The organism is Streptomyces sp. NBC_00210, from assembly GCF_045160975.1.
Classification (GTDB): Bacteria; Actinomycetota; Actinomycetes; order Streptomycetales; family Streptomycetaceae; genus Streptomyces.
In genome coordinates this window covers 958,030-981,694 of the sequence record NZ_CP108120.1, presented here as the reverse complement: position 1 = coordinate 981,694, position 23,665 = coordinate 958,030, and the positions used below count along the sequence as shown (strand labels likewise).

Sequence of the window (23,665 nt, the reverse complement as noted above, 5' to 3'; positions counted from 1 at the left end):
GGGGCTTACGGGCGCGAGCCGACGGGCGGTTGGCTTACGGGCGGTGGGCCTACGGGCGCCTGGCTCGCGGGGGGCGACCGGCGACGGGCCCACGGTGGCCCTGGGGCGAGGGGCCGGCCGGCGCACTGCCGGCCGGCCTTCGGCCCCTGACAAGCCTCCGTCGGGCCTCGGACTGTCAGGCGTCGGTCCGTCAGGCGTCGGTCGAGGCCTCCGCCCCGGCGGCGCCCTCGGCCGCCGCGATCGACTTGCGGACCTCGTCCATGTCCAGCGCGCGCGCCTGCCCGATCACGTCCTCGAGCGCTGCCTCCGGCAGCGCTCCCGGCTGGGCAAAGACCGCGACATTGTCACGGACGATCATCAGCGTGGGAATGGAGCGGATCTCGAACGCAGCGGCAAGCTCCTGCTGAGCCTCCGTGTCGACCTTCGCGAACACCAGGTCGGGGTGGCGCTCGGCAGCACCCTCGTAGACCGGGGCGAACTGCCGGCACGGGCCGCACCAGGAAGCCCAGAAGTCGATCAGGACGAAGTCGTTGTCGGTCACGACCTGATCGAAGTTTTCCTTGGTGAGCTCAACAGTGCTCATGACGTGCTACCTCTTCCTGCTGTCCGACGGACTCGCCCCCGACAACGGTGCCCGGGGCCGTGCTATTCCTGCCCCTGCCCATGTGGCCAGGACGCACACCCGGCACCAGACTGACTTTATGACGGAAGCTGTGGAGTACGACGTAGTGGTGCTGGGCGCAGGCCCGGTAGGGGAGAACGTGGTAGACCGGGTCAGGGCGGCCGGTCTGAGCACAGCGGTCGTGGAGACCGAACTGGTCGGGGGTGAGTGTTCGTACTGGGCATGCATCCCGAGCAAGGCACTGCTGCGTCCTGCGATCGCCCGGGCCGACGCCCGCCGTGTGGCCGGTCTTCGCGACGCGGCGCAGGGGCCGCTCGACGCGGAGGCCGTGCTGAGTTACCGCGACTATCAGGTCTCCCACTGGAAGGACGACGGCCAGGTCGGCTGGATGGACTCGACCGGCGCACGCCTCTACCGCGGGCAGGGCAGGCTGCAGGGTGCGAAGAAGGTTGTCGTCGACGGCCCCGAGGGCGAGCGCCATGTGCTCACCGCCCGGCACGCCGTCGTCGTGTGCACCGGCAGCCGTGCCGTGCTGCCCGACATCCCCGGCCTGGCCGGCGCAAAGGCGTGGACGAGCCGCGAGGCCACCAGCGCACAGAAGGTGCCGGGCCGGCTTGCGGTCGTCGGCGGCGGTGTGGTCGGCGTGGAGATGGCCACCGCCTGGCAGGCACTCGGCTCGAAGGTCACCCTGCTGGTTCGCGGCGGGGGAGTGCTGCCCAGGATGGAATCCTTCGTCGGCGAGCACGTCATCGAAGCGCTGACCGAGGCCGGTGCCCAGGTCCGTACGCACACAGCCGTCGCTTCCGTCGAGCGCACCGGCGGCACGGGTCCGGTCACGCTGGTGCTGGACGGCGGTGAGCGGATCGAGGCCGACGAGGTCCTTTTCGCCACCGGCCGCGCCCCGCGCACCGACGGCCTCGGCCTGGAGACGGTGGGCATGCGGCCGGGCAGCTGGCTGCCCGTCGACGACAGCTGCCTGGTCGACGGCAGTCGCTGGCTGTACGCGGTGGGCGACGTCAACCACCGCGCACTCCTCACCCACCAGGGCAAGTACCAGGCCCGGATTGCGGGCGCGGCGATCGTGGCCAGGGCGCAGCATGTGCCGCTGCTGGAGTCCGACCGCTGGGGCGCGCACGCCGCGACCGCCGATCACTCGGCCGTCCCGCAGGTCGTCTTCACCGACCCGGAGGCCGCGGCCGTCGGCCTCTCGCTCGCCGAGGCCGAGGCGGCCGGCCACCGGGTCCGCGCCGTCGACTACGACCTGGCCTCGGTCGCGGGCTCGAGCCTGTACGCGGACGGCTACCGCGGACGTGCCCGGATGGTGGTCGACCTGGACCGCGAGATCCTGCTGGGGGTCACTTTTGTGGGCCCGGGCGTCGGCGAGTTGCTGCACTCGGCCACGGTGGCGGTCGCGGGCGAGGTGCCGATCGACCGGCTGTGGCATGCGGTGCCTGCGTTTCCGACGATCAGCGAGGTGTGGCTGAGGCTGCTGGAGGCATACAGGGGTTAGGGGGGTTAGGGGGTGTCCTTCCGGACGCGCCGACCGTGACGGGGAGGAAGAGCCGATGTCCGTACGCCGGGTTGTGCCCGACATCCGTACGAAGTCCATGGCAGAGAGCCGGGACTTCTACGGCCTCATCGGTCTCGAGGAGGTCATGAACCACGGCTGGGTCATCACCCTGGCATCCCCGGACAACCCCACCGCCCAGATCACTCTCGCCACCCACGACGCGACCGCGCCGGTCGAGGCCGACCTGAGCATCGAGGTGGACGACGTCGACGCGGTGTACGCGGCAATGCTCGAACGGGGCGCGGAGATCGTGCACTCGCTGCGGGACGAAGAGTGGGGCGTACGCCGCTTCTTCGTACGCGACCCCAACGGGCGGGTCGTCAACGTCGTCAGCCACCGCAGCTGAGCCGTCCCCTCCGAGGGCCGCCGGGGGCGGCTGCGGCGCGGTGATCGCCGTCGGGCATGCTGACGCGGTGAACGTGCTCTCCGGCTTCCTGCCCATCTGGGCGATCACCGGTGTCGGTTGGGCGGCCGGTCGGTTCAATGTGCTCGGCAGCCAGGCGCAGGGTGTGCTGGGGCGGTTCGCCTTCGCGTTCGCCATGCCGGCGCTGCTGTTCCTGACCCTGTCCCGAGCGCGGGTGTCCGAGCTGGCCGGCCCCGGCGTGGCGGTGTTCGCGGCCAGCCTGCTCATTGTGTTCGCGCTGGGCCTGCTGCTGGGCCGCCTGGTCTTCCGCCGCCGTCAGGCCGACCGGGCCATCGGGGCGATGGCGGGGGCGTACGTCAACTCGGCCAATCTGGGCATCCCCATCGCCGTACATGTCCTGGGCGACGCGTCGTTCGTCATCGCCGCGGCACTGTTCCAGACGCTGTTCATCACGCCGCTGATCCTGGTGCTGATAGATCTCGATGTACGGCGCGGAGCGCGCGACAGATGGAGCCGGATTGCGCAACTGCCGCTGCGCAACCCCATCATCGCGGCGTCCGCGGCCGGTGTGACGGTCTCGGCGGCGGGCTGGCGGCTGCCTTCCGAACTGACCGCTCCGGTCCAGATGCTCGCAGGCGCGGCCGTCCCCGCCGCGTTGTTCGCACTCGGCATGTCACTGAACACCGGGGCACGGAGCGACGACGCGACCGGCCGCAGCGAACGGCGTGTGCTGGTGGCACTGAAGATCGCCGTACAGCCGCTGCTCGCCTATGCGCTCGCGCGCTGGGCCTTCGGCCTGGGCGGGCGCGAGCTGTTCGCCGTGGTGCTGTGCGCCGGGCTGCCCACAGCACAGAACGCCTTCATCTTCGCGTCCGAGTACCGGCTGAACACGGAGCTCGCCAGGGATGCAGTACTCCTGTCCACACTGCTGTCGATGGGGTCGCTGTCGCTGATCGCCTGGCTGCTCGCATGACTCCCGCCTTAGTGGGCTTTGGTGGCCTGGTCCCCGGACATCGCCGCAGCCATGCGCAGATGCGGTGCGGCGTCCTCGTCCCGCCCCTGGCGCTCCAGCGTGCGGCCCAGCATCAGCCGCGCATAGTGTTCCACCGGGCTGAGCTCCAGCACGGCCCGCAGCTCGGTTTCGGCCTTGCTCAGCCGGGCCGAGTGGTAGTAGGCGCGGGCGAGCAACAGGCGGGGCGCGATTTGCTCCGGCTCCTCTTCGACCAGACCGCCGAGAATCCGGGCGGCGGTCACGTACTCCTTGGCGTCGAAGAACAGCTGCGCGCGGTCCCATCGGTCGGCGGCGGTGCCGTACTCGTAGTAGGTGTCGTTCACTTGCTCTCCTCTCGGACGCCTGTGTGGCGGTCGCATCCCGGCCAACATCCGACGATGGTTGAAAATTCCACCATCATTGCGAAAGCGGAGGGGCCGGGCGGACCGCCGCCTTCACACGCGCCACGACCGCCCTGGGCCTGGCCCCGGCCGCTGTCGGAGCTTTCCTCTTCCTCCACCACAGGACAGGCGCTCGGTGGGGTGGCGAGCGCTTCTCGGGGGCACCCACGACTCGAACGAGTACTTTGACAGCATGAGCAATCTCGATCGTCAGGCCGCCCTCTCCGTCTGCGGCGGTCGTGGCTTTGTCGTCGCCGAGCCCGTCCGTGAACTCCTCAGCCCCCGCCGGGTCCAGCTCGGCGAGTCCACCGTGGTCCGCCGTCTGCTGCCCAACCTGGGCCGCCGGATGGTCGGCGCCTGGGCCTTTGTCGATCACTACGGCCCTGACGACATCGCCGACGAGCCCGGAATGCAGGTCCCGCCGCACCCGCACATGGGGCTCCAGACCGTCAGCTGGCTCCACGAGGGCGAGGTGCTGCACCGCGACAGCACCGGCAGCCTGGCGACCATCCGGCCGCGCGAACTCGGCCTGATGACCTCAGGTCAGGCGATCAGCCACTCCGAGGAGAGCCCGAAGCCGCACGCACGCTTCCTCCACGGAGCCCAGCTGTGGGTAGCGCTCCCAGACGCACACCGCGCCGTCGAGCCGCACTTCCAGCACCATGCCGGGCTGCCGACCGTGGCCGCGCCCGGTCTGACGGCCACCGTCATCCTGGGTGAGCTCGACGGCGCGGCCTCGCCCGGCACGACCTACAGCCCGATCGTGGGCGCCGACCTGGCGCTTGCCCGCGGAACCGAAACGAGCCTGCCGCTCGACCGCGACTTCGAGTACGCCGTGCTCGCGATGTCCGGCGAAGCCCATGTGGACGGCGTGCCCGTACTGCCGGGGTCGATGCTCTACCTCGGCTGCGGCCGCACCGAACTCCCGCTGCGCGCCGAGTCCGACGCCGGCCTGATGCTCCTCGGCGGCGAGCCGTTCGAGGAGGAGATCGTCATGTGGTGGAACTTCGTGGGCCGTTCCCATCAGGAAATCGATGAGGCTCGGAAAGCGTGGATGGAGGGGGCTCGGTTCGGTGAGGTGAAGGGGTACGACGGCGCTCCGCTGCCGGCTCCCGAACTCCCGCCGGTGCCCCTGAAACCGCGCGGACGAGTACGTTGACTTGGGGTTATGGGCACTGATTGCGATGGCGAGCGGTGGATCGGAAATCCGGTGCTCGGCCCGACCGGTTCACGACAGTCGCCTCGCGCGCACTGCTGTCCTCCTATCCCGGTCACGTACAACGTGGTCCTGATGTCTCCCTTCAGCAGGGTTGGGTGACTTATCGCCCGTGCCACCACCTTGCCAGGGAGCTCCACCAGCGCTGCCCAGCCACGTTCGCCGATCCGGGTTCGCTCGCCGTGGATGTCGGCGCCGGAGGGATCGCGGACGACAGGACCGGGTTCGTGTTCCACTCGCTGCTTCCGGAAGGCAGGTCGGCGGGACTGATCGGCGGGAAGCGGACCGGCAAGGCGGCCAGAGCCCGGTGGAAGGGTCCCTGCCGCCACTCCAACTCCTCGACGGCAATTGCCAGTTCAATGTCGGGGAGCCGGTCGAGGAGCTTCTCCAGGGCGACCGCCGCGATCAACCGGGCGGGGCTCTTCGCGGGACAGGTGTGCGGTCCCGCGCTCCACGCCAGGTGTGCGCGGTTGCCGGTCCGGCGGTCGCCGGCGAGGGAGGGGTCGGTGTTCGCGGCGGCCAGGCTGATCAGAATGGGTTCACCCTCGCAGACGAGGGTTCCGTCGAGCTCCAAGTCGTGGAGCGGATAGTGGATGGTGTAGTTCGCCAGCGGCGGGTCGGTCCACAGCACCTCGTCGATGGCGTCCTCGACGGGCACGCTGCCGCCTGCGAGATCACCGGCGAACCGGTCGTCGGACAGCAGCAGCCGCAGTCCGTTGCAGATCAGGTTCTGCTGGGGCTCGGTGCCTGCGCCCATGAGGAGCACCAGCTGATGCATCATCTCCTCGTCGGTGAGCTGCGCGGGATGGGCCATCAGCCAGGACGTCACGTCCGGCCCCGGCTGTCGGCGCTTGAGTGCTACCAGCTCGGCGACGCCCTCGGTCAGCAACGCGTTCGCCTTCTCGGAGTCGGCGTTGGCGTCGAAGATCCCGGACATGCCCTCGACCAGCTTGTCCCCGGTGTCGGGCGGGCAGCCGAAGAGCTGGTTGAAGACCAGCAACGGCAGGACGGCACCGTACTCGTTGAGCAGATCCGCCCGCCCCTTGGGCCCGATCCGGTCGATGAGGGTGTCTGCGCTGTGCTCCACGTACCCCCTGAGCGCGTCGGGGTCCACGCGGCCGAGGCTGTCGGTGATGGCGCCGCGCAGCCGACTGTGCTCGTCCCCGTCGGTCCACAGAGCGTTCGGCCGGTACATCATCATCGGTACGACCGGGCTGTCTGCCGGCACCGTCCCGTCGGCGAGAGCCCGCCAGCGGCGCGGGTCCTTGGAGAAGCGCTCCGGACTGCGCAGCACCTCCAGAGCGGTCTCGTAGCCGGTGACCAGCCAGGCGCTTACGCCGGGTGCTATGTCCACGGTCGCGACGGAGCCGTGGGCGCGCAGTCGGGCGTACGACGCCATGGGGTCGGCGGCGAACTCGGGGCCGTACAACTGCTCAACCGAACGCGCACCGGCGTGTGCCGGGCAGCCGGGAGGAGGTACCGCGTCATCACGCACGGGCCGGGGCGTCGTCATCCTTGCTCCTGAGGGGTGCGGGTCTGGAGGTACTCGATGAGGGAGATCAGAGCTTCGGCGGAGGAGGTGGCTTCCCGCGCATCGCATGTGATCAGGGGGGTTTCCGGGAGCAGGTCGAGAGCCTCGCGGATCTCCTCCTCGGGGAAGACCGGCGCGCCGTCGAACTGGTTGACGGCGACCGCATAGGGCATGTCGTGCTCTTCCAACAGACCCATGATGTCGAAGGACTGGTCGAGCCTTCGGGTGTCCGTCAGCACCAGTGCGCCGAGCGCTCCGACCAGCATGTCCTTCCACAGCTGGGTGAAGCGCTTCTGCCCGGGGGCGCCGAAGAGATACAGCACCAGGGACTCACTGAGCGTGAGGCGGCCGAAGTCCATGGCCACGGTCGTCGTGGTCTTGTCGGGGATCCCCGCAAGGTCGTCGACGAGTTCGCCGGCCTGCGTCATCGTTTCCTCGGTGCGCAGCGGCCGGATCTCGGAGAGTGTGCCGACGAACGTGGTCTTGCCGACTGCGAAGTGGCCGACCACGAGGATCTTGACTGCGGTCGTGACGGTGTCCGCGACGTAGACCGGGTCAGAAACGGGAGCGGAGCCCATCCAGAACCTCCTGCAGGAGTTGGGCGTCGGGCAGTTGTGCCTTGGGAACGGGAGGCCGGACGGTGAGATGGCCGCTGTCGATGAGGTCGCTGAGCAGAACCTTGGTGACGCTCATCGGCAGAGCGAGGTGGCCGGCCACTTCGGCGACCGACAGCGCTCCGCCGCGGCACAGTTTCATGACACCGAGCTTCTCCGGGCTCAGCCCGGTCAGGGGACGGTTGTTCACCGCCGTCACCAGCGTCACCAGGTCCAGTGTGTTGCGCGTCGGATGGGCGCGGCCGTCCGTGACGACGTACGGCCGTACGAGTCCTCTGTCACGCCGGGGGCGTGGCGGGGTCATGCCGTACCTGAGCCGTCTGGCCTGCCGGGTACGGAGTTCTGTCGTGGTGGACTGGTCAGCTCCTTGCCCAGCCGGTCGACCAGCTTGTGCATGCTGTAGGTGACGGCCTCCATGTCGACCTCCTGGCCGGCGGAGACCGCGAGATAGGCGCCCGCGCCGGCAGCCACCAGGAAGACGTATCCGTCGACGAACTCGACCAGTGTCTGCTGCCACGGCGAGGTCTCCGGTGCGCAGAACTCGGAGGTACTACGGCTGATCGACTGCAGTCCGGACAATGCCGCGGCCTGCCGTTCGGCGTCTTCGCGCTTGATGCCCTGGGAGTGGGCGCGGAGCATGCCGTCTGCGGAGAGCAGGATCGCGTGCCGGGCTTCCGGGACCTTCAGGACCTCGTCGAGCATCCATCCGAGTTCATTGGTCATATGGCCGGTCATTCCTGGGTGTTCCCTTCGCTGTCGGGGGAGGTATCGCGGCCGGAGCGGGTGCCGCGGGCGAACGCGCTCATGCGGGAGGCGGTCTCGGCGGCGGGGCGGACCAGTGCGGAATCGGAGCGGGCCTGGTCCGCGGGGGCGTCGGCCGCCTGGTGCTGCGGCGTGTGTCGGCGGCGCTTGGGCAGGCCTCCCGCCGTGGACGACTGCGCTGCCTCAGTGTCGGGGAAGGGCGACGATTCGGCGGACGGCCGGGGCCGGGCAGGTGCCTTGGCGGAACTCGGTTGGGCTGCTGCGTTCCCGACGGCGTCGGTCTCGGGTGCGCCGGGGGAGGCCGCCTCGGGTGCGCCGGGGGAGGCCGGCTCGGGGGCGTCCGGCGTCTCGGCCCGCTCCAAGGGGATCGGCGGGCCCTTGAAACGAACCCGGTTGAGGAGCGCGTTGGGGAGAAAGAGTACGGCCCGCACACCGCCGTACGGGGACTGCGTGTCGACAGAGACGCTGAATCCGTACCGGGCGGCGAGCACGCCGATGACGGCGAAGCCGAACTGCGGCGGGTTGCCGAGCCGGTTGATGTCGATGTCCTCCCGGCCGGACAGGCGCCGCGCGGCTTCCTCGGTCTCGCGCACCTCCATTCCTACGCCGGCGTCGTCGACGACGATGCTGACGCCGTTGTGGGCGGGCTGGATGCCGACTTCGACAGTGGTGTTGGGCTGGGAGTGCCGCGCCGCGTTGTCCAGCAGCTCGGCAACCGCGAGGACGACCGGCTCGACGGCTCGGCTCACCACGTCCATGTCGACCCGGGAGTGCAGCTTGACGCGTCGGTAGTCCCGGATTCTCGACGTCGCACCGCGTACGACGTCGAGGAGCGGTGACGCGGCCCGCTGCCGGCCCGGCCATGAGCCGCAGAGCACGGCGATGGCCTGTGCCCTCCGGCCGAACTGGGAGTTGGCGTGGTCGATCTCCAGGAGGTCCTTGAGCACATCCGGGTCGTCGTGCCGGTCCTGCATGTCCGAGATCGACAGCTGCTGCTCGCTGGCCAGGGCCTGCAGGGCGCGCATCGCCGACTTCAGCGTTGCCTTCGCCGCCTTGTCCGCCCGGGACTGTGCGGCCTCGGCCGCCCCGGTGAACTGCTCGACGATCTTCTGCAGGTTCTTTCCGTAGGGCGTCCCGGCGAGATCCGCGTCGAGCGGTCCGGGCATGGGCGCGGTGCCGTGGGACGCCTCGACCAGTGCAGAGAGCCGCACCTCGGCGAGGTGCCGGGCCTCCTCTTCACGGGCGAGCAGGCCGGCTTCGTGGATCGTCACTCGACGGCGCAGGGTGGCGGTGATCCGGTATTGGCGTACCAGCAGCAACAGTCCGGCCGACGTGACCACGGCAAGGCACCAGAACACCGCCTCCGGTATGTGTTGTGTCATCAGGTCCTCATGAAGGGGGAGTGCGGCAGGCCCGGAGGAAGCGGGGCAGGCGGAAACCGGCTCTGAGGACCCATCGGATTGCGATCGGCATGGCCGGACGCGGCACCGTGGCGTTGGTGGTGCCAGGGAACACCCGCGTCCATCAGGGGGCGTTGGAGTGCCTGATCATCCTTGGTCTGACGGGAGGCTTCAAGCGCAGCGCGGGAACAAAAGGAGTTCAACAAGGTGCTACCAACTGGTAACTGTCCGCTACGCCCGGTATGACGGAGACGCGGGTGGTGCTCCAGCAGCGAGTCCGGGTGCCGCACCGAAGACACCGCCGGACCGCCGTGGCCGGCCCCGGGATGCTCCCGCGCCGGGTCCTGGTGCCGGACGGCGCGCCCGACGGCGTGTCCGTCATCGGCATCGGCGCCCTGGACGAGCGACTGGCTGCCGCAGTTCCGCCGAAGGCGGCGTTTGCGGGGAGCTCTGATCCGGAGCAGCGTGGACATGGATGCCTGCGCGGCACCGCGGCATCGGGGGTACCGGCTTCCAAAGGCACCTGACAGAGCGAGGAGGAGAGCGATGACCACTCCGCATGGGGGCCCGGAAGGCCTGCCGGTCGAACGCCGTCGGCCCGATTCGATCGACAGCGTGACCTGGGAGTCGAGTGAGCGGTGGGTGCGTGCGACGAAGGGTGAGGTCACGGTCGTGGACAGCCGCCGGCCCATTCTTGTGTGGGAGCCCGGTCGTCCCGTACCCCTGTACGCCTTCCCGGCCGAAGACGTCCGGATGGATCTGCTGCGAAGGACCGAGCGGCCCGCCAACCCGCGGCGTCACGGGGGAGCGACGGTCTTCTGCGACCTTGCGCTCGCCGAACGGACCGTCCAGGCGGCGGCGTGGACCTATCCCAGCAAGGAGCTGGCCGGTTACATCAGCTTCGAATGGTTCGGGCGCGAGGTGCTCGACCACTGGTACGAAGAGGACGAGGAGATCTTCGTGCACCCGCGTGACCCGTACAAGCGGGTGGACGCGCTGCCCAGCACCCGGCACGTCCAGGTCGAGATCGAGGGCACCGTCGTCGCGGACACGCGTACGCCGGTTCTGCTGTTCGAGACGCACCTGCCGGTCCGCTACTACATTCCGCGGGAGGACGTCCGCCTCGATCTCTTCACCCCAACCAGTGCGCGAACCCGCTGCCCGTACAAGGGTGTGGCGACCGACTACTGGTCGTGGGCGGGCGACGCCGACGTGCGGCCCGACATCGCCTGGAGCTATCCCGATCCTCTGCCCGCCGTGCGGATCATCAGGGACCGGGTGGCCTTCTACAACGAGTCCGTCGACATCGTCGTCGACGGAGAGCGGCAGCAGCGTCCGGTCACCTTCTTCAGCAAGCCGTCGCCCTAGAGTTCTGGATGACAACTCGGTTCCACATTTCAGCCGGTGGGCCGCCGGCGGGCCCGGTTCGTGGAGTACCGGATCACCGGGCTGGGCATCGCGGCGCTCGCATCGTCAGGGACTGCTGGTGCCGGCGGCGCCGAGGTGGGCGGTTTTCGTGCGCGTCTGCCTGGTGCTGCGCCCGATCCGTCGGCGCTCGACGATGTACGCGAGCGCGTTGAGGGCCAATATGGCCGCGGCGAGTGCGGGCTGAGGGGCGAAGGTCCTCGGCGGGTCGACGAGCGCCGTGCCGGGGTAGAAGATCGCCGACAGCTGAGTGATCCAGTACAACGATGCGACGCCGGCGGCGAGTTGGAGCCGGGAGTGCGACCAGGCGCCGCGGCGCATCCACAGGGCGTACAGACCCACCAGGCCGAGCGCAGCGCCGAGGCTCATGGTCTGGGCGTTGTGGAACTTCGCGTGCGGCGTCCAGCCGGGGTTGTAGATGTGCGTTTCATTCCAGTCCGCCACGTACGCGAGGCTCATCGTGGCGAGCGAGGTCAGGGTCAGCATGGCTCGCCCTGTACTGATCTTGGGCATGGGATTCCTCCGCAGGGATGCGGCAGGCCGGCCAGTAGGCTGCCTGCCGGTCAGGGGCCACTTCACGTGGTGTGCCTCGATGAGCGCGGCCGCGCTGCTGTTGTCAGGCGGCCTGGGCGGTCATCGCGCGGCCGCGGGCGTAGATGAGTGCCTGCCGGAGGCGGTGCCCATGTAGGTGGGGGAGCCGAAGATGATGGCGTCGGCTTCGTCCAGGAGCGCCCACTGCCCGTCCGTGAGCGCGGTGACGTCGAGCAGATGGACCTCGCTCCCCTCCACGGAGGCAGCGCCGGTCTGGACGGCGGTGGCGAGCTGGGCGGTGTGGCCGTAGCCGGAGTGGTAGGCAACGGCGATCGAGACAGCGGACACGGTCAATTCTCCTTGAAACTCGGGCGGTTGGGGTAGCGGCGCCTTCAGCGCGCCGCCATGCAGGCAGGTGGCAAGGTCAGGCCGCAGCGGTCGTGACGGTCAGAGCGCGGCCGGTTGCGTACTGGTAGGAGGCCGCGATGACCTTCTTGGCCACCTCGAGCTCGGCCTGGTCGCGGGGGGCGTAGAACATGACGACATTGACGCCGCGGTCGTACAGAGGGTGCTTCTCGCCCCACCCGGAGGCCAGGAACGCGGGGTGGTCGGCCGGGTCCAGAGCCAGGTGGAGGCTGCCGTCGGCGTGCAGGTGCGCGAACTCCGCGTTCCCCCGGGGCAGGAACAGCCGGGCGCCCTCGGCCGGGGCGACGTCGCTGAGGAACACCGCCCAGGTGCTGGGGACGGATATCTCGCTGCGGCCCGGGACGATGCCGGGCAGCGCGGTGGCCATCCACTGCCGCAGTTCTTCCTTGATCTGCCGCTGGCTGGTCTGGGTGAACTGCAGGTGCGGGACCTCGGGCCCGGTCTCGGGCCGGTCGCCGTCACGCTCGGGGAGTGCCGGGAACGTCATGGTGGTGCCTTCCTTCCCGTAGGAGACCGTGCCCCAGGAAAGGGGCTTGGTCCGGTTCGGCGGGAGTGCCGGGCTGCTGTCTTCAGCAACACCACCAGGCTACTTTCCTCGGTATAGTGGTTACCTCAGGGATAGTGCCCCGCGGGTTCGCGGGCCGGGCGGTAAGGAGACGGTCATGGCCGAGCCGGTGGATCAGGCATGCCCGATCAATCCGGTGGTTGACCTGGTGTTCAGCCGCTGGACCACCCCGATCCTGTGGGTGCTCGAACACCATGGGCGGCTGCGTTTCAATGAACTGCAGCGGCTCGTGTCGACCATCACCCCCAAGGTCCTCACCCAGCGTGTGCGTCAGCTGGAACGTGACGGCATGATCGTGCGCACTTACCACGCGGAGATCCCGCCCCGGGTGGAATACGAGATCAGCGACCTGGGCCGAACCCTGGTGCCCGTCTTCGACACCCTCGTGGGCTGGTCCGAGGCGCACCTGCCACAGGTTGCCGCCGCCCGACGCGCCTATGACGCCGCACGGGAGGAAGAGGAAGCCTGGGCCGAAGGCTGACTGCGGTTCCTCTCCAACCCCGCGGTGGCGCAATCCGGTCGTCCTCTGCCTCTGCCCGTGCCGCGAGGGCATCTGCGGCACATGGCCGGCGACGGGTGATCCCTCCTTGGAAATACCGCGGTATCGGCCTCAAGATCGTGCGCATATGCATAGTTGGTGATTTCGAAAAGGGAATCCCGAAGCGCGTTCGAATTCACCGTTTCTTCACGGGTGCTAATGCGGGGCGTTCGGTGGAGCTGTCCGTTCTCACAGGGAAGACAGGTGTTGAGAGAGGGGTATTGCACCCCCGATTAACTGACGCGTAGTGCCGGGGAATCGTCGCACCGCTCCACTCCTTCGCATCGCAACTCATGTGACCACGACAGGAGTGCCCATGCCCTTCATTCCCAGGGCGTCATGGCCGGCTGATCACCGTGACGAGGTCGTCGCAGGTGTGCTTGTCGCGGCGGTGGTCGTTGTCCTTGGCTACGCCTCCGGCATCGGCGCTCCCGGGGCCGGGGCCGTGAACAGCGCTTCACCGCCGACTACCTACCCGTCGGCGCCGCCGTCCGTCTCGCCGCCCGCGGCAGGCGCCGCCGAGGCGGATACCCCCGCAACAGACGTGCCCGGCACCGGTAGTGGGTGGCAAGGCGGGGGCGTAGGCGGGATGTTGCCGGTGACGGACAAGCCCGACGGGGGATCCGCGCACGATCACAGTTCTCAACCTGGGGGCCACGCAGGCCACCCGACTGGTCCCGGCGCGCCGTCGTGGCCCAGTCCCCCGCCGTCCGAGTCGCAGGCCTGCCAGGACGGCGAAGTGCACCTCGTGCAGCCCCTGCTCAATGGTGTCGTCGCGCCCGTGAAGGGGTTGCTGGACAGTCTCCTTGTGCCGGGCGCCCCTTCAGCTTCGGCCTCGCCCGCGGCGGCGGCCTCCGCTCCGCCCATGTGCACCGGCCTCATGCCCGGCGTCGTGTTCCCTGGCGTGCCGAGCGCCGGCGTGGAGGCGACGCCATGACCATCCGCCGGGCGAGCGTCGTCCTGCTTGTGCTCATCGCTGTGCTGCTGTGCGCGCCAACGGCCTCCGCCCACACCGAACTCACCTCCTCCACGCCCAAGGACGGCGCGCGGCTCGACCACGTCCCACCCATCGTGCAGCTCACATTCAGTGAGCCGGTCGATCCGGCGGAAGTGCGAGTGACGGCAGGCGGCAGGAAGCTGGCAGTCACCCGGCCCGACGCCCGGCATCCCCGAGCCGTCGCAGTGGCCGTCCCGAAGTCCGTGGGCGCCGCGGGCAAGCGGCTGACCCTGGTGTGGCGAGTCACCGACGAACACGACGGCCACGCCACCGCAGGCAAACTCTCCTTCCAGGTACGCGCCGTCGCCGCGGGGCCCGGCGACGAGGATGCTGTCCCGGCGCCCTCCCGCATGCTGCGGGAATCCGTCACCGCCGCACGCTGGGTCGAATACCTCGCCCTCGCGCTGTTCGTCGGCGGCCTCGGATTCCTTACGTTGCTCTGGCCGCAGGGCAGCGAGGACCGTCGCGCCCGCACCGTCCTCACCCTCGCCTGGGTGTGCGGGCTCGCCGCAACGGTGGCCGGTACCGGGCTGCAGGGCGCGTACGCCGCCATGGGGTCACTCGGCGACGCCCTCGACCCGGCGACGTACGCCGATGCGCTGGCCGGAGAGGCGGGGATCGCACGGGCCGCGCGAGCACTGCTCTGGCTGCTGGCCACCGTCGTACTGGCCGCCGTTCTGCAGGGCGGTGAGCGGACCGCCCGCTCGCCGGGCTGGCGGGTGGGCGCAGCCGTGGTCTGCCTCGGGCTGCTGCGCACGGTCGGCATGTCCGGGCACGGCACCGAGGGCACCCACTCCGGCTGGGGTGCCGTCGCCGATCTGGTGCACCTGCTGGGCATTTCGTTGTGGATCGGCGGCCTCGTGCTGCTGCTGACCGGCGTACTGCCGCGGCGCCGACCGGACGAGCTGGCCGCGGTCGTGCACCGTTACTCCACGCTCGCGGGGGTGTCGGTGACGGCTGTCGCGGCGGCAGGAGTGGTGCTGTCCTGGCAGGTCCTCAGGTCCTTCGGGGCGCTGTTCGACACGTCGTACGGGCGGCTGCTGCTGGTCAAGGTCGCGCTGCTGGCCACCGTGCTGCTCGTCGCGCAGCGCAGCCGGAGCTGGGTGCGCACTCGGCTCGACATCGCCGTACTGCTGCGGGGCGACCGCACCACCGTACGGCCCTTCGTCTACTCGGTTGCGGCTGAGACGGGCCTCGTGCTGGCCGTCCTCGCTGCGGCGAGTCTGCTCGTCACGGCCGCCCCCGGTCGCTGACCGTCCCAACTGCCCTTTCTATGCGAGGAGTTCGTGCTGCTATGCAGGATGAAGACACCCGGCGCCGCAGGGCGCCATCCCGGCGAGGTAATCGCGCGCTACTGATCGGCGGCCTGGCTGCCGCAGTCACCGCCGTGACATGTCTGGCGCTGCTGCAGTCGGCGAGCGGAACCCCGGTGGCGGACACCGCCGCCCCCGCCGCCGCGCAGGCGGCACAGCCCGCGGCGGCAAAGCCGGCCGATCACACCATCGTGATCAAGAACATGGCCTATGCACAACCAAAGCTGACGGTCACCGTCGGCCAGACGGTGAAATGGGTCAACGAGGACTCGGCGCCACACACGGTCACGATCACCAGCGGCCCGGAGAAGTTCGACTCCGGCAACCTGGACAAGGGCGAGAGCTGGTCGTTCACCTTCACCAAGGCCGGCACGTACTCGTACTACTGCGCCGTGCACCCGGACATGAAGGCGCAGATCACTGTCGTCGACAAGAGCTCCGGCAGCTCCGGTGGATCGGGCACGGGTGGCTCGGGCTCCGGGGGTTCGGCCTCCGGCGGCGGGTCGACCGGCGGGAGCGGTACGGGCGGTTCAACTGGTGGCCACACCGGTGGCACGTCGGGCGGCTCCGACTCCGGCGGCAGCCACTCGGGAGGTGCGACGGGCGGCGGTGGCTCGACGGGTGGCAGCGGTTCCGATGAGCAGTGCCACAGCGTCCAGCAGGTCCTGGTGCCGATCCTTCAGCACCTCAAGTCCGCCCACCTGGAGGAGTCGCCGGGCGAGCAGATCCAGGACGCGCTGAATCTCGACAGTTACATCAAGATGCACACGGTCTGGCTCGAATCGATCCTCACACCCGCGGTCGACGGCGGTGGCGCCACCGCGGACGGGACGCTGAGCGTGCTGCTGCAGCACGTCAAGTCAGCCCACCTGGAGGAGTCGCCCGGCCAGCAGATCCAGGACATCCTCAACCCCGACGCGTACGTCAAGACGCACACCGTGTGGGCCGAGCACCTGTTCGCTCCCACCGAGAAGTACCTCACACAGTCCTGCTGAGGGTCACCGAGCCCGGCTGAGGGTCACCGGGTTCTGCCAAGAAACACGCCGGTACGACGAGTGGCGGGCCGGCCGAGTCACAGTCGGCCGGCCCACCACCCCGCCATTGTCCCTCCGCCGCCTACAGAGGTACCCGGATGACCACCGAAACCTTGCCCCTGCCCCCCGTTCCGCACTCTGGCGAAGGCACGCGCCGCCTTCCCCGCCCCGGCACCTACACCGCCGGTCCCGGCCGCTGCATCGTCGAACTCACCGCCCGGTACGGCCCGTTCGTTACGCTGCGCCGCCGCCTCACCTCGTCCGACGCAACCCTGACCGTGCCCGCCGACACCGACCACTGCGCCCTGCGCCTGGAGCTCAGCGGCGGACCGCTGCGGCCCTCCGTACTCGTCTTCGAAAGCGACGGTGGCGAACCGGCCGACGACGGATCCCGTCTCGTCTGCCCCGGCGAGCTGACACTGCGCGGCAAGCCCGTCCCCGCCGGCCTCCCGCTGCGCATCGTCGATTGCACTGCCGAGCGGCTGCTCGTCACCGGCACCACCCAGGTGTCCTACCGCCGCCTGCGCGCGGCCACTGGTTTCACGCTGCCTCGTACCCGTCCCGCAGACCGGCTGCGTCTGCTCGTCGCCGCGGAGTTCACATGACCGCCCACCCCACGACCACCGCTCTTCTGCGCGCCTTTCCGACCGGCATGCTCCTGATGGCAACAGCCCTCATCGGCCTCCCGTCCACCGCAGCCCACGCCGCAGGCCAGTACCAAGTCCGCATGTCCGGCTACGCGTTCACCCCACGCACCCTCACCGTCACCGCTGGGTCCACCATCACCTGGACCAACCAGGACACCGCACCCCATGACGTGAAGACCACCTCCGGCCCGCACTCCTTCCACTCCCCGATGCTCGACAAAGGCGACAGCTGGAGCCACACCTTCACCAGCCCTGGCACGTACGGCTACCTCTGCACTGTCCACCCCGGCATGACGGGACAGCTCGTCGTGAGGGCGGCCGCTGCGCCGAGCCCCGCGGCCACTCACTCGCACATGCACGAGCCCGCCGCGCAGCACCAACACGCCAAGACGCCCGCTGCCGCACCGGCCGCCACACCCCGCAGCAGCACCCGCCCGCCCTCCCCCTCCGCGGGCTCATCACCGCCCCCCACGGCTTCATCGGCACCGGCCCAGGCGCAGCCCGCCTCCATCACCCAGCCCGCCGCTTCCGCCAACCCGCTCCGGCCACTGCTGATCCTCACCGGAGCCGTCGCCGGAGTCGCAGTTCTTTGCCTGCTCCTGGTGGGCTCCCGCTCGGCAGCCGCCCGCCGGATGGAAGTGAGCGAAGACGTGTGAGCCGTCTGGCGCTCCTTGCCGTTGCTCGCTGGGCCTGGGTGGCCAGGGAGGCGGGTCAGGCTGCCCTCACCGCATCGGCCTGGGCCGGGGCTCAGGTCTGCCCGCCAGGGTTTCCCGCGCGAGTGGAGAGTCGTCCGCGGTTGGCCAGCCGGGACAGACGCTGGTGTTCCCGGGTTGCCCAGCGTCGTACACGGTCGGGGTCGAGCGCGGTTCCGTGGCCCACGTGGAGGCGGGTGGGGTTGAGTGCGAGCATCTCGCGCAGGCTGGCGAGGTTGCGCAGGGGGTCGTCGTGGAAGGGCGGGTTGGCCGGTTTTCCGGGGATGACGCCCATGAAGGAGTTGGCTATGAGGTCGCCGGCGACGAGGTCACCGGTGTCGGTGAGGACGGAGACCGAGCCGGCGGTGTGTCCGGGGGTGGGCATGATGCGGGCCGCGATCCCGAAGTCGTCGAGGTTCGTCTCGCCGCGGACCAGCACGTCCGGTTCGAAGGGGTCGGTCTGGACGTGCAGATTCTTGTTCCGGTCCAGGAAGCGGCCCATCGGGCCGGTCGGCAGGTACGGCTCGCGGGCCCGGCCGGTGCGGAACGGTTCAAGGTCGGCGACGTGGCCGGCGACCGGGGCGCCGGTGAGCCGGTGCAGCTTGGCTGCCGAGCCGAAGTGGTCGATGTGGCCGTGCGTGATGACGATCAGCGCGATGTCCGTGGGATCCACTCCGTGCCGGGCGACCTGGTCGTAGATCGTGCGGGCGCTCCCGGGCATCCCGGCGTCGACGATGACGGGACGTCGGCCCAGCAGGAGGTATGCGTTGATGGCTCGCTTGCCCAGGATCGGGATCGGAATGACCTTCGTGTGAGGCATGGTGTCCTTCATCGGGTGGTTGCCGGTGTGCTTTCGGGCAGTTGCGGTACTCGCCGCGAGTCGGCGGACGCTCCCAGCCAGGGGGTCGTGCGTACGGCTGTGATCGGCCGGGGCCGGTCCGGGAGATGACACTCGACCGGGGCTGCCGGACGCCGCGCGGCGATCTGTGTGGGTCGGTGTGCTGGCCCGCCTAACGGAAGCGGCGGCGGTACTCGGCCGGAGTGGTCCGAACCCGGCGTTGGAAGGATCGGTGCAGGGTTTTCACGGAGCCGAGGCCGCTGGCGGTGGCGATCTCCGGCAGGCTCAGGTCCGTCTCCTCCAGCAGTCGGCGGGCTGCCTCAAGCCGGGCGGTCTCGACATAGGCGGCGGGAGTGCTTCCGGTGCGCCGACCGAACAGGCGCGAGAAGTGACGCGGACTCAGGTGCATCCGTGCGGCGAGGGCTTCGGCCGAGAGGTCCTCGTCGAGATGCTCGCCGATCCACCGGCACAGCACCTCAATCCGGTCACCTGCGGGAGCCTGGACGGAAAGGGGCACGCTGAACTGGCTCTGCCCGCCGGAGCGCTTCACATACATGACCATCATGCGGGCGGTGGCGAGCGCGAGTGCCTGGCCGTGGTCCTGGGCCACCATGGCCAGGGCCATGTCCATCCCCGAGGTGACACCCGCGCAGGTCCACACCCGCCCTGACCGGATGAAGATCGGATCCGGGTCGACGCTGATCTGCGGGTGCTCGGCGGCGAGTTGCTCGGCGGTGAGCCAGTGGGTCGTGGCCCGAAGGCCGTCCAGAAGCCCTGCCGCGGCCATCAGATGCGCGCCGGCACAGATCGACCCGATCCGGCGGGCCCGGGGCTCGGCCCGGCGCAGCCAAGCGGTGACCCTCATGTCGACCACCGCCTCGACGCTGCCTTCGACCTGGGTGATCGCACCGGAAACCAGCAGGGTGTCCACCCGGCCGTCCACCTCCTCCAGGGTCAGATCGGACATCAGCCGAACGCCGCTGGAGGTGCGTACATCACCACCGTCAGCCGTCGCGATCTGCACCTGGTAGCCGGGACGGCCCTCTCCGGCGACGCGGGAGGCCACCGAGAACACCTCGGCCGGCCCCGTGACGTCCAACACTTCGACGCCGGGGAAGGCGACGATGACGACTCTGTGCGGTGCGGGCATGTGCTGATGATTTCGCCTCGCCGCTGCGGTCCGCAATGACGAGCTTGTCTCAGATCCGGCCATCGGGACAGGCCCTGGGGCTGTCCGCGACTCCGTACACCGCATAGGCTGGCCGGGCAGCTGGTTCGCTCCCCGTCAGCCAGGCGGGGTGCGTCGCAAGAGGGAACCCGGTGGAAATCCGGGACTGCCCCGCAGCGGTGAGCGGGAACGACCGCCGTCATACGCACTGGACCCGGCCGGGTCTGGGAAGCGCCGGCAAGTAGGTGTCTGCCCCTGGCAGATGTGCCCGCGAGTCCGAAGACCTGCCCGTTGCCCCGCGCGCGACCGTTCGTGCGCGGAGTTCCCGGTGACCTCGAGGGCGGGTCGGCGCACACATCAGGCGATCACGCGCGGCAGCAAGCACGTGGTTCGCCCGGTCTGCCATCCCCTTCGCGTCTTCGACCCGTCCCGGGCCGCTTGACCAAGAGCTCGCGAAGGAGAGTCTCATGACCAGCAAGTCCACAGCCGCGGCAGCACGGGCCACCGTGCACGGCTACCCCCGCCAGGGCCAGGGGCGGGAACTGAAGAAGGCCATCGAGGGCTACTGGAAGGGCCGCGTCAGCGCCGCCGAACTCCAGCAGACCGCCTCCCAACTGCGCGCCGCCAGCTGGCGCCGGCTGGCCGACGCCGGTATCCACGAGGTCCCGACCGGAGACTTCTCCTACTACGACCACGTTCTGGACACCAGCGTCATGGTCGGCGCGATCCCCTCCCGGCACCGCGCTGCCGCGGCGGCGGACGCCCTCGACGGCTACTTCGCGATGGCTCGCGGCACCCAGGACGTGGCGCCGCTGGAGATGACCAAGTGGTTCGACACCAACTACCACTACCTTGTTCCCGAGCTCGGCCCCGACACCCTCTTCACCGCCGACTCGACCAAGCAGCTCGCCGAACTGAAGCAAGCCCTCGCCCTCGGCCACACCGCACGCCCGGTCCTGGTCGGCCCCATCACCTACCTCCTGCTGGCCAAGCCCGCCCCCGGCGTCACCGCAGACTTCGTCCCGCTCACCCTGCTCGACCGGCTGCTGCCCGTGTACGCCGAGGTACTCACCGACCTCCGTGCGGCCGGCGCCGAGTGGGTGCAACTGGACGAGCCCGCCCTGGTCCAGGACCGCACTCCCGCCGAGCTGAACGCCGCGGCCCGCGCCTACCGCGATCTCGGCGCCCTCGCCGACCGGCCCCAACTGCTGGTCGCCTCCTACTTCGACCGGCTCGGCGAGGCACTGCCCGTCCTGGCCAAGGCACCCATCGAAGGCCTCGCCCTCGACTTCACCGAAGCCGCCGCCGCCAACCTCGACGACCTCGCCGCTGTCGGCGGACTGCCCGGCAAGCGGCTGGTCGCCGGCGTCGTCAACGGCCGCAACATCTGGATCAACGACTTCGAGAAGTCCCTCGCGACCCTCGGGACCCTCCTCGGCCTCGCCGACCGGGTCGACGTCGCCGCCTCCTGCTCCCTGCTGCACGTCCCGCTGGACACTGCGGCGGAGCGGGACCTCGATCCGCAGATCGCCCGCTGGCTCGCCTTCGCCCGCCAGAAGACCACCGAGGTCGTCACATTGGCCCGGGGTCTCGCCCAGGGCACCGGCGCCGTCACGGCCGAACTCGCCGCCAACCGTGCCGATCTGGCATCCCGGGCCGGCTCGGCGATCACCTACGATCCTGCGGTCCGCGCCAGGGCTGCCGCCGTCACCGACGCCGACGGCCGCCGCTCCCAGCCGTATCCCGAACGGGCCGCGGCCCAGCGTGCCCATCTCGGGCTGCCGCTGCTGCCGACGACCACCATCGGCTCCTTCCCGCAGACCACCCAATTGCGCCTGGCCCGCGCCGATCTGCGTGCGGGACGGATCGACACCGCCGCCTACGAGGAGCGGATCAAGGACGAGATCCGCGACGTCGTCTCCTTCCAGGAGAAGGCCGGCCTCGATGTCCTGGTGCACGGTGAGCCCGAACGCAATGACATGGTCCAGTACTTCGCCGAGCAGCTCACCGGCTATCTGGCCACCCAGCACGGCTGGGTCCAGTCCTACGGAACCCGCTACGTCCGCCCGCCGATCCTGGCCGGCGACATCTCCCGCCCCGAGCCGATGACCGTGCGCTGGACGACGTACGCCCAGTCGGGGACCGCCCGCCCTGTCAAGGGCATGCTCACCGGCCCCGTCACCATGCTCGCCTGGTCCTTCGTCCGCGACGACCAGCCACTCGGCGACACCGCACGCCAGGTCGCGCTCGCGCTGCGCGACGAAGTGAACGATCTGGAGGCAGCCGGGACGTCGGTCATCCAGGTCGACGAGCCGGCCCTGCGCGAAACGCTGCCCCTGCGTACCGCCAACCACACGGACTACCTCGTCTGGGCAACCGAGGCATTCCGCCTCACTACCAGCGGCGTTCGGCCGGACACCCAGATCCACACCCACATGTGCTATGCCGAATTCGGCGACATCCTGAAGGCCATCGACGACCTCGACGCCGATGTCATCAGCCTGGAGGCCGCCCGCTCCCACATGCAGGTCGCGGGGGAACTCGCCGTCGCCGGCTACCCCCGTGAGGTCGGTCCCGGCGTCTACGACATCCACTCCCCGCGTGTGCCCAGTGCGGACGAGGCGGCCGTCCTGCTGCGCAAGGGACTTGAAGCCATCCCCGCCGAGCGACTCTGGGTCAACCCCGACTGCGGCCTGAAGACCCGCGGCTGGCCCGAGGTACGGGCCTCGCTGGAGAACCTGGTGACGGCAGCCCGCAAGGTCAAGGGCGAGGTGCCCGCCGTGACCTCCTGAGACGGCAGTGGCCGGGGCGAACACACGGGGTGTCCGCTCCGGCCGCGGTACGGGACGCGAACCGGGAGGTGCCGGCTACAGAAGCAGATATCTGGAGCAGCACATGGCGGCAGGTGTCATGGACCGATCCGCTTGAGGATCCGCTCGTGTTCCTCGTCGGGTACCCGGGCCCCGGAGGAGGGAAGCAGCTGTGGGATCCCGTCGATGATCGGATAGCGCCGGCGCAGCCGCGGGTTGTAGAGGACCTCCTCGGGCAGGAGCAGCGTCAGCTGCCCCTTGTCGATCGGGCAGGCGATGATCCGGAGCAGCGGATCGTCAGGCTTCATGGGCCAACTCCTTCGCCGGGGTGGGGGGTTCGTCATGACGCGGAAGCATCAGCAGTACGGAGACGGCGAGTGCGGTGCCGCCGAGCCGCAGCGCAAGCCGCAGCGGGTCTTCCGGCAGGGACTCGCCGAAGGCGAACGTGCCGAGCGCGGCGGTGAACAGACAGGTGACGGTGGTGCACACGGGCACGATCAGGGATGCCCGGCAGCGCTGCAGCGCGGTCTGGGACAGGATCAGTCCGGTCACCGAGGTGACGAGCAGGAGGTACGGATAGGGGGACTTCAGCAGGGCGAGGACCGAGTGCCCGATGCCGTGGGTCGTCAGATGGCCGGAGACACCCTTGATGGCGAGCGAGCTGACGCCGTACAACAGGCCGACGGCGACGCCGTATTCGACGCCTGCTGTCGGCAGCCGGTGGCGGCGGCGGGTCCGGCGTTCCACGGAGCGGTAGAGCCACAGCCCCGCTGCGAGGGCGGGCAGGCAGATCAGCAGGACACGGCCGGCCGCGGCATGACCGCCCACGGCGTCGGAGCGCTGCAGGGAGGCCACGACCATCAGCAGGGCGAGGGTGATCACGACCACGCCGCGTCGCTCGCGGCCGCTGGGGCGCTCGCCGAGGACGACCGAGGAGAGCAGCAGGAGCAGCACGAGACCGGAGACGAAGATGCCCTGCGCAGCCGCGATGGGAAGGGTGCGGTAGACGGCGAGCTGTGCCGCGAAGCCGGCGGCGAGCGCGAGCGAACCGACGAGCCACAACGGGCTGCCGATGAGCAGCCGTACCACTCGGGCCGGTTGTCCCGTGCTCAGTCTCGGCAGGCCTGACAGTGCCCGCTTCTCGAGGACGAAGCCGGTGCTGTAGAAGACGTTGGCCAGCAGAGCCGATGCCACCCCCCACCACATGGCG

The 23,665-nt window shown here is 69.8% G+C and carries 25 protein-coding genes, 1 pseudogene and 1 riboswitch; of the genes and pseudogenes, 12 read left to right on the top strand and 14 right to left on the bottom strand.

Annotation, left to right across the window (positions count from 1 at the left end; all coding sequences use genetic code 11):
• Positions 1-190 precede the first annotated feature (190 nt).
• Complete coding sequence (gene trxA, locus OG729_RS04400) at positions 191-583, bottom strand: thioredoxin (protein ID WP_360865543.1); 393 nt, start codon at positions 581-583, stop codon at positions 191-193.
• A 118-nt stretch (positions 584-701) separates the two neighbouring features.
• Between trxA and OG729_RS04395 the strand changes: the two genes are divergently transcribed.
• The 3 genes from OG729_RS04395 (at position 702) to OG729_RS04385 (ending at position 3,529) form a co-directional block, all read left to right on the top strand.
• Positions 702-2,132, top strand: a complete 1,431-nt coding sequence (locus tag OG729_RS04395) for a dihydrolipoyl dehydrogenase family protein (RefSeq protein WP_405804405.1) — start codon at positions 702-704, stop codon at positions 2,130-2,132.
• A gap of 55 nt (positions 2,133-2,187) precedes the next feature.
• Positions 2,188-2,538, top strand: a complete 351-nt coding sequence (locus OG729_RS04390; protein WP_360865537.1) for a VOC family protein — start codon at positions 2,188-2,190, stop codon at positions 2,536-2,538.
• Between the two features lie 67 nt (positions 2,539-2,605).
• The gene (locus OG729_RS04385; RefSeq protein WP_405804403.1) at positions 2,606-3,529 is read left to right on the top strand and encodes an AEC family transporter; all 924 of its coding nucleotides are present in this window, start codon (positions 2,606-2,608) and stop codon (positions 3,527-3,529) included.
• Positions 3,530-3,537: 8 nt separating this feature from the next.
• Here the strand turns inward: OG729_RS04385 and OG729_RS04380 are convergent, their stop codons facing one another.
• Positions 3,538-3,891, bottom strand: coding sequence for a tetratricopeptide repeat protein (locus OG729_RS04380; protein ID WP_405804401.1), 354 nt, complete (start codon positions 3,889-3,891; stop codon positions 3,538-3,540).
• A gap of 250 nt (positions 3,892-4,141) precedes the next feature.
• Between OG729_RS04380 and OG729_RS04375 the strand changes: the two genes are divergently transcribed.
• Positions 4,142-5,107, top strand: coding sequence for a pirin family protein (locus OG729_RS04375; RefSeq protein WP_405804400.1), 966 nt, complete (start codon positions 4,142-4,144; stop codon positions 5,105-5,107).
• Positions 5,108-5,267: 160 nt separating this feature from the next.
• Here OG729_RS04375 and OG729_RS04370 read toward each other — a convergent pair whose 3' ends face one another.
• Genes OG729_RS04370 through OG729_RS04350 form a run of 5 tightly spaced genes read right to left on the bottom strand, consistent with a single transcriptional unit; the run spans position 5,268 to position 9,453 of the window.
• The gene (locus OG729_RS04370) at positions 5,268-6,677 is read right to left on the bottom strand and encodes a cytochrome P450 (protein ID WP_360865526.1); all 1,410 of its coding nucleotides are present in this window, start codon (positions 6,675-6,677) and stop codon (positions 5,268-5,270) included.
• Entirely contained in the window at positions 6,674-7,273 is a 600-nt protein-coding gene (locus OG729_RS04365) for an ATP/GTP-binding protein (protein ID WP_360865524.1), read from the bottom strand. The genes OG729_RS04370 and OG729_RS04365 overlap by 4 nt, the downstream gene beginning before the upstream one ends.
• A complete protein-coding gene (locus tag OG729_RS04360) occupies positions 7,251-7,613 on the bottom strand; it encodes a DUF742 domain-containing protein (protein ID WP_360865521.1) in 363 nt (120 codons plus the stop codon). The genes OG729_RS04365 and OG729_RS04360 overlap by 23 nt, the downstream gene beginning before the upstream one ends.
• Entirely contained in the window at positions 7,610-8,044 is a 435-nt protein-coding gene (locus OG729_RS04355; RefSeq protein ID WP_360865519.1) for a roadblock/LC7 domain-containing protein, read from the bottom strand. The genes OG729_RS04360 and OG729_RS04355 overlap by 4 nt, the downstream gene beginning before the upstream one ends.
• Complete coding sequence (locus OG729_RS04350; protein ID WP_405804397.1) at positions 8,041-9,453, bottom strand: ATP-binding protein; 1,413 nt, start codon at positions 9,451-9,453, stop codon at positions 8,041-8,043. Before OG729_RS04350 ends, OG729_RS04355 begins: the two co-directional genes overlap by 4 nt.
• 260 nt (positions 9,454-9,713) lie before the next feature.
• On the opposite strand from OG729_RS04350, the gene OG729_RS04345 reads away from it, so the two are divergent.
• Positions 9,714-9,998 (top strand): hypothetical protein, encoded by a 285-nt coding sequence (locus OG729_RS04345; protein ID WP_405804395.1) that lies wholly within the window; start codon positions 9,714-9,716, stop codon positions 9,996-9,998.
• A 19-nt stretch (positions 9,999-10,017) separates the two neighbouring features.
• Positions 10,018-10,839 carry a DUF427 domain-containing protein gene (locus OG729_RS04340; RefSeq protein WP_405804393.1) on the top strand — a complete coding sequence of 274 codons (822 nt, stop codon included), beginning with the start codon at positions 10,018-10,020 and terminating at the stop codon, positions 10,837-10,839.
• Between the two features lie 105 nt (positions 10,840-10,944).
• Here OG729_RS04340 and OG729_RS04335 read toward each other — a convergent pair whose 3' ends face one another.
• From OG729_RS04335 to OG729_RS04325, 3 genes and pseudogenes are all read right to left on the bottom strand, one after another.
• Entirely contained in the window at positions 10,945-11,409 is a 465-nt protein-coding gene (locus tag OG729_RS04335; protein WP_405804392.1) for a DUF6640 family protein, read from the bottom strand.
• A 153-nt stretch (positions 11,410-11,562) separates the two neighbouring features.
• Positions 11,563-11,775, bottom strand: a pseudogene (locus OG729_RS04330) (flavodoxin domain-containing protein); the annotation flags it as partial.
• 76 nt (positions 11,776-11,851) lie between these two features.
• Positions 11,852-12,340 (bottom strand): luciferase family protein, encoded by a 489-nt coding sequence (locus OG729_RS04325; protein WP_360865506.1) that lies wholly within the window; start codon positions 12,338-12,340, stop codon positions 11,852-11,854.
• Between the two features lie 175 nt (positions 12,341-12,515).
• Here OG729_RS04325 and OG729_RS04320 point away from each other — a divergent pair, with 175 nt between their 5' ends.
• The 5 genes from OG729_RS04320 (at position 12,516) to OG729_RS04300 (ending at position 17,603) form a co-directional block, all read left to right on the top strand.
• Positions 12,516-12,899: a winged helix-turn-helix transcriptional regulator gene (locus OG729_RS04320; RefSeq protein ID WP_405804391.1), complete on the top strand. Its 384-nt coding sequence runs from the start codon at positions 12,516-12,518 to the stop codon at positions 12,897-12,899.
• 990 nt (positions 12,900-13,889) lie between these two features.
• On the top strand, positions 13,890-15,206 hold the full coding sequence (locus OG729_RS04315) for a CopD family protein (protein ID WP_405804389.1): 1,317 nt from the start codon (positions 13,890-13,892) through the stop codon (positions 15,204-15,206).
• 41 nt (positions 15,207-15,247) lie between these two features.
• Positions 15,248-16,261: a plastocyanin/azurin family copper-binding protein gene (locus tag OG729_RS04310; RefSeq protein ID WP_405804388.1), complete on the top strand. Its 1,014-nt coding sequence runs from the start codon at positions 15,248-15,250 to the stop codon at positions 16,259-16,261.
• A gap of 137 nt (positions 16,262-16,398) precedes the next feature.
• Entirely contained in the window at positions 16,399-16,905 is a 507-nt protein-coding gene (locus OG729_RS04305) for a hypothetical protein (RefSeq protein WP_405804386.1), read from the top strand.
• A complete protein-coding gene (locus OG729_RS04300; RefSeq protein ID WP_405804384.1) occupies positions 16,902-17,603 on the top strand; it encodes a cupredoxin family copper-binding protein in 702 nt (233 codons plus the stop codon). Before OG729_RS04305 ends, OG729_RS04300 begins: the two co-directional genes overlap by 4 nt.
• Positions 17,604-17,694: 91 nt before the next feature.
• Here OG729_RS04300 and OG729_RS04295 read toward each other — a convergent pair whose 3' ends face one another.
• Positions 17,695-18,459 (bottom strand): MBL fold metallo-hydrolase, encoded by a 765-nt coding sequence (locus OG729_RS04295; protein ID WP_405804382.1) that lies wholly within the window; start codon positions 18,457-18,459, stop codon positions 17,695-17,697.
• A 190-nt stretch (positions 18,460-18,649) separates the two neighbouring features.
• The gene (locus OG729_RS04290; protein ID WP_360865495.1) at positions 18,650-19,627 is read right to left on the bottom strand and encodes a GlxA family transcriptional regulator; all 978 of its coding nucleotides are present in this window, start codon (positions 19,625-19,627) and stop codon (positions 18,650-18,652) included.
• A 157-nt stretch (positions 19,628-19,784) separates the two neighbouring features.
• A riboswitch (cobalamin riboswitch) is annotated at positions 19,785-19,931 on the top strand.
• A 181-nt stretch (positions 19,932-20,112) separates the two neighbouring features.
• On the opposite strand from OG729_RS04290, the gene metE reads away from it, so the two are divergent.
• Positions 20,113-22,437: a 5-methyltetrahydropteroyltriglutamate--homocysteine S-methyltransferase gene (gene metE / locus OG729_RS04285; protein ID WP_405804380.1), complete on the top strand. Its 2,325-nt coding sequence runs from the start codon at positions 20,113-20,115 to the stop codon at positions 22,435-22,437.
• Positions 22,438-22,553: 116 nt separating this feature from the next.
• Here metE and OG729_RS04280 read toward each other — a convergent pair whose 3' ends face one another.
• The gene (locus tag OG729_RS04280) at positions 22,554-22,763 is read right to left on the bottom strand and encodes a Trm112 family protein (RefSeq protein ID WP_360865490.1); all 210 of its coding nucleotides are present in this window, start codon (positions 22,761-22,763) and stop codon (positions 22,554-22,556) included.
• Entirely contained in the window at positions 22,753-23,661 is a 909-nt protein-coding gene (locus OG729_RS04275; protein ID WP_405804378.1) for a DMT family transporter, read from the bottom strand. The genes OG729_RS04280 and OG729_RS04275 overlap by 11 nt, the downstream gene beginning before the upstream one ends.
• Between the last annotated feature and the right edge of the window lie 4 nt (positions 23,662-23,665).